At 42.4% G+C, this 4,583-nt stretch carries 5 protein-coding genes; 3 read left to right on the top strand and 2 right to left on the bottom strand.

Annotated features, from left to right (window positions below; translation table 11 throughout):
- Positions 1-199 precede the first annotated feature (199 nt).
- Positions 200-1,444: a YeeE/YedE family protein gene (locus LD39_RS14510; RefSeq protein WP_035548561.1), complete on the bottom strand. Its 1,245-nt coding sequence runs from the start codon at positions 1,442-1,444 to the stop codon at positions 200-202.
- A gap of 453 nt (positions 1,445-1,897) precedes the next feature.
- Here LD39_RS14510 and LD39_RS14515 point away from each other — a divergent pair, with 453 nt between their 5' ends.
- Entirely contained in the window at positions 1,898-2,134 is a 237-nt protein-coding gene (locus LD39_RS14515) for a hypothetical protein (RefSeq protein ID WP_035548564.1), read from the top strand.
- Positions 2,135-2,188: 54 nt separating this feature from the next.
- Here LD39_RS14515 and LD39_RS23930 read toward each other — a convergent pair whose 3' ends face one another.
- Positions 2,189-2,716 (bottom strand): 3D domain-containing protein, encoded by a 528-nt coding sequence (locus LD39_RS23930; protein WP_081988465.1) that lies wholly within the window; start codon positions 2,714-2,716, stop codon positions 2,189-2,191.
- 499 nt (positions 2,717-3,215) lie between these two features.
- Between LD39_RS23930 and LD39_RS14525 the strand changes: the two genes are divergently transcribed.
- Together LD39_RS14525 and LD39_RS14530 are read left to right on the top strand one after the other, a co-directional pair.
- Entirely contained in the window at positions 3,216-4,385 is a 1,170-nt protein-coding gene (locus tag LD39_RS14525) for a zinc ribbon domain-containing protein (RefSeq protein WP_035548567.1), read from the top strand.
- A 10-nt stretch (positions 4,386-4,395) separates the two neighbouring features.
- The coding region (locus LD39_RS14530; RefSeq protein WP_035548570.1) for a hypothetical protein at positions 4,396-4,583 on the top strand (188 nt) is incomplete at its 3' end.

The following is a 4,583-nucleotide window of genomic DNA, read 5'->3' on the forward strand; positions in this document are numbered from 1 at the left end:
TTTGTTATCTAGTTCCAGTGCCTAGCGGCTAGTCTCACCACATCCCCATGGAAAGCGAGTGATTTCCCGGACCTCCTTTTTCTATCCAAGGCAACGGAAACATGAAAAAGTCTCGAAACTGAGTCTTCACCGAAATATTAACTGCTCCAAAGTTAAAAACAGCTCAGAGTATAAAACTCTGAGCTGTCTCTTTTTTCATTTAACAAATGGAGTCTTTTGGACTTGGGTTTTTTAAGCCAAATAGCGGGCGAATAAACAGGGCAAGATACGTACCGAGAAGCGCCATGATCATCCACACCCAGCCGTGGAGACTGAAAGAAGCGATGCCGCCAAAATACGCACCAATGTTGCAACCGAAGGCAAGACGTGCGCCATATCCCATCAAGGCACCGCCAATGATGGAAGATATCGCAATACCTGGTTTGATTTTTCCAGGCTTGAAGTTCCCTTGAAACGCGGCCGCAATGAATGCACCAAGGATAATACCAAAGTTCATTACACTGGTTGAGTCGGCAAGGACACTCTTACTCAATGCGTCACTTCCTTCCCAGTACGTCCAGCTGGCCACATCGACACCGAAGACTTGCAAGAACTTAGATCCCCATAGAGCAAAAGCGGATGTAATGCCCCAGGGGGTGCCTCTAATTGTTAAGGTCAATGCGTTTAACAGACCAATGATGACGGCAGCTAGAAGAAGCGGCCATGCTCCTCGCCATAGTTTTTTGAGTCCAGTTGTCGTTGCCAACGGCTCCATTTTTGGAGGATTTTTTTTCTTGGCGATTTTTACTGTCAATCCGTAAATTCCTAAAAAGATAGCAATTTGTAATAACCATCCCCCGAAATAGCCAAGACCAGTACTTTGAGCCAAAGATATTGCTGGCATGGATGGAAGTTCACGCCAAAAACCAATGTGATAGGCGCCAAGGACAGACCCTGCAATAAAACCGAAGAGAGTCAGAATCATGGAAGACTTTCCGCCACCAACTGTATATAGTGTACCTGATGCACAGCCAGATCCCATTTGCATACCGATGCCAAACATAAAGGAACCAGCAACGACGCTCAGTCCAACAGGGAAGACATACCCTTGTGGACCTTGTCCCGTAAAGCTGAATCCTGTAGAAAGGATAATCGCAAATAGCGTTGTGGCCACAGCGAGCATCAGCATGTGTGCCTGCAATCCCTGAACGTTTCCTACGGATATGAGTCGTCTAAATGCTGAGGTGAACCCGAAGCGTGCATACAACAATACGAGTCCGAATCCTATTCCGATCATGAATAAAATTCCCTGGGTAACCGTCGTTGTACTTACAATGCTTATCAATAAAAGGAGTGAGGCGATGACGCCCACCCATACAAGTGGTTTTTGTATCGGGTTTAACGGAGCGACCACAGTAGAAAACTGCTTATTCCGCTGATTGGAAGCTGAAGCTGATTGAGCCATTTCTATACCTCCTAATTCCTATTTGTTTACTTAGTTATTAAACTGCAACTATTCTAACGAATGGCTCGTCTATTTGTAAACCGATCTGCATAGAATGAAGTACAAAGAAAACCCTTACTGACTCTTTACGAACACTTAACACGATTTGGTCGGACAAGTGGTAAACTGGAAATGAAGACAGGACAATCAATATACCAATTGGAGGGATGTCTTATACCTGTCGCTTGCCTACATGTCACTCGTTGGTTTTTCCTTGTTCGTTTGAAATCAAGTCGAAGAACTTCGTGGAGAACATCTGGCGCTCCTCCCCCTAAAAATAATTGAAATTGGAACTACGTCTGGTTGAGACGTAGTTTTTTATGTTCCATGTATTTTATATAAGAGGTAGATTAAACTAAAACATGGCAGGGTAAACAGGATATAACTGATTACATAAAAAAAGGAGGGATTTAAATGCCCAGTAAAAGAGAATGGCATGTCATTTTTCTACTCGATAGTAAACGTGTTGTCACGCATGATCTGGAACTAAGTGAAGACATGAATGAAAGAGAGACTTCAGAATTTATTGTTAAACAACTAGACAGAGGAACTTGGTGGTTCCTTGAGGATGGCGTCGCTTTACACACAAGCGGTGTGGAGAGTTTCTATCTTGATCGATGCGCCAAGAAGACAAGGTTTTCCAGAGACTGATAAAGAAAGCCCAGCTCTAAAATTAACGATAGAGCTGGGCTTTCTTTATCTTTATTATGATTCGAGGATTTCTACCTCAACTTGTCTTCTGCCAAAATCAAAGGCTTTTCCTTCTTCAGGAATGAATACATCTATTCGATGGCCTTGAATGTCTCCACCGATATCACCAGCAACAGCAACCCCATAGCCAGGAACTCTGACTTTAGAACCGAGCGGGATGATGTCTGGATCGACTGCAATCACTTTTTTATCAGGATTAGCTCGAAGATCGATGCCGGTATAGGTAGTTCCACTGCAACCTTCACAGAAGGCTGTATAAGCAGTTGCTTCAACGTTCACCGTGCGTTTCACATCATCTTTAACAGTTTGCTTATGTTCTTCTTTTTTCTCTTCTTCAAAACGTTTGTGTTCTTTATCTTTTTCATCTAAACTTATTGTTTTCAGCTCCATGGCTGTTGTTTTTGGCTCAGAAGGCTTGTCTATTTCATCCGCATAAACAGTGTTGTGGTTTTGTGCTGCGAAATTGAGGACACCTAACGTATACAAAGTCACCGTAAATAATAAAATGAATGATTTCTTCATGACTTTTTACCCCTTTCAAAGGTTAGCTGAGAGGAGTATAACAGGTCTCTGATCCTATTCTCAAATACATTCCCGCTACATTTCGATTACATTTTGATGACAAGGTCACAGAGGAAAATAGTGCTAAAGTGGCAAGAGTCGCTGTTTTATGAGCGACTCTTTTTCAATCTTATCTGGACGTGCCTTTTCTCTTTTTACCACAACAGGATTTGCGTGAGGGCTTTCGTTTTGGCTTGTTATTGTCATTAGCTTGATTGCTCATACTTACACTCCTCTCGCTTGGGATACCTCATTTTATGCACAAGCAGGTAATTAGACAGTGCATCTCTCACGAGTTTTTAAAAATTTGTCATAAAAGGGAGATGAAATGAATAGGGAAATTTGGGGTGAAATGGTTCATTTTTAGTTTTCGGGTGATCAGATTCTCATGCTATAATAATGGTGATTGTTAGAAATTCCAAAAAATAGTTGAAAGATTAGAAAAAAGGAGGACGGGTCGATGACTTTATGCCCTCATTGTGGGACAGAAGTACACGAGGACTCCCGTTTTTGCTCCCAATGTGGTACACGTTTAAACAATAACGAAGAACATCACATACATAAGAAGAGCGGAGGAAAGAAGTCCGGGGTATGGTTGCCTGTTTTAGTTCCCGTGCTGGCCTTATTGGTTGCAGCTGGTGGATTATTTTGGACCTATTCTCACCAGCAAGAAGTGAATGAGCAAGTTATAAAGGATAAAGAGAAGGCTGAACAGCTGGCTCTGGACGGAAAATACGAACAGGCTGAGAAATTATTGGTGAAGACAGTGGATCGACGTCCTGATTTCCAGCCATTGCAAGAGGATTTAAACGCGGTCCAAGCGGTGCTTTCTATCGTAGATGACTTCAATGAAGTAGAGAAGGACATCGAGGCAAATCATATAAATGAAGCCGAGGAGAAGTTGACGACGATCCAGAATCAAATTCAAGAAGAGCAAAGTCAACTTTTTGCAACGCTCACGCCGAAAGCGAATCATTTCCAATCACAGATCACCATACGACGAATCAACGATGAATTGAATAAACTTACAGAGGTCGATGAACTGGCTGCGAAGTTGAACACCTTGAGTGGGTTGAACTTAGAAGAAACGGCAAAGGTACGTAGAAAAATAAATGAAAAGATCGTTTCCTTATCAACGAACAAAGCGGAAGACGCATTAGAGGATAAGCAATACAATGAGGCGGTCGCTTTTGTCGACCAAGGGCTGCAATACGTCTCGAATCATGAGAAGTTGATTCAATTGAAAGAACGAATCAAACAAGAAAGAGAAGCCTTTGAACAAGCTCAGCATGACCGCATGGAAGATGCGATGCAGCAGGCGGCAAAAGATGAGTTAAAAAACCAGAATGCTGCCATTGAAGTGGTGGAGGTCCAATTGAAGAAAGATGAGTATGGAGATATCAAAGTGAACGGGAAAGTAAAAAGCGTCGCAACCCAAATTTTAAGTACGGTTACCGCTAGCTATGAAATTCGTAACGAAAAAGATGAAGTCGTGAAGCAAGATTCAGCGAAAGTTTATCCGGTTTATTTGAACCCTGGAGACAAAGGAACCTTTGAGAAAGTCCATTATGACTTGAAAGAAGGAGACTATACGGTTGAAGTGACCGACTTGGAATGGTTAGTAGAATAGGAGGATGAAAGTGAAACGCATCTGGATCATCAGCCTTTCACTATCCCTGTTGATTATAGTAGGTGGAGGAGTAGCAGCATCTTATATGACAGAATCCATCTCTGGTCAATTACGAGACACGGCCGTGTTGACAGAGTCGCTCCATACGGAGGGTAGTGAAGAACAAGTATCCAAAAAAACAAAAGAAATCATCTATGA

It is taken from the genome of Halobacillus sp. BBL2006 (assembly GCF_000786645.1).
Taxonomy (GTDB): Bacteria; Bacillota; Bacilli; order Bacillales; family Halobacillaceae; genus Halobacillus.

Excerpts from the sequence above, each read along its gene's own strand:
- LD39_RS14510 (WP_035548561.1), bottom strand. The coding sequence starts at position 1,444 with ATGGCTCAATCAGCTTCAGCTTCCAATCAGCGGAATAAGCAGTTTTCT.
- LD39_RS14515 (WP_035548564.1), top strand. The coding sequence starts at position 1,898 with ATGCCCAGTAAAAGAGAATGGCATGTCATTTTTCTACTCGATAGTAAA.
- LD39_RS23930 (WP_081988465.1), bottom strand. The coding sequence starts at position 2,716 with ATGAAGAAATCATTCATTTTATTATTTACGGTGACTTTGTATACGTTA.
- LD39_RS14525 (WP_035548567.1), top strand. The coding sequence starts at position 3,216 with ATGACTTTATGCCCTCATTGTGGGACAGAAGTACACGAGGACTCCCGT.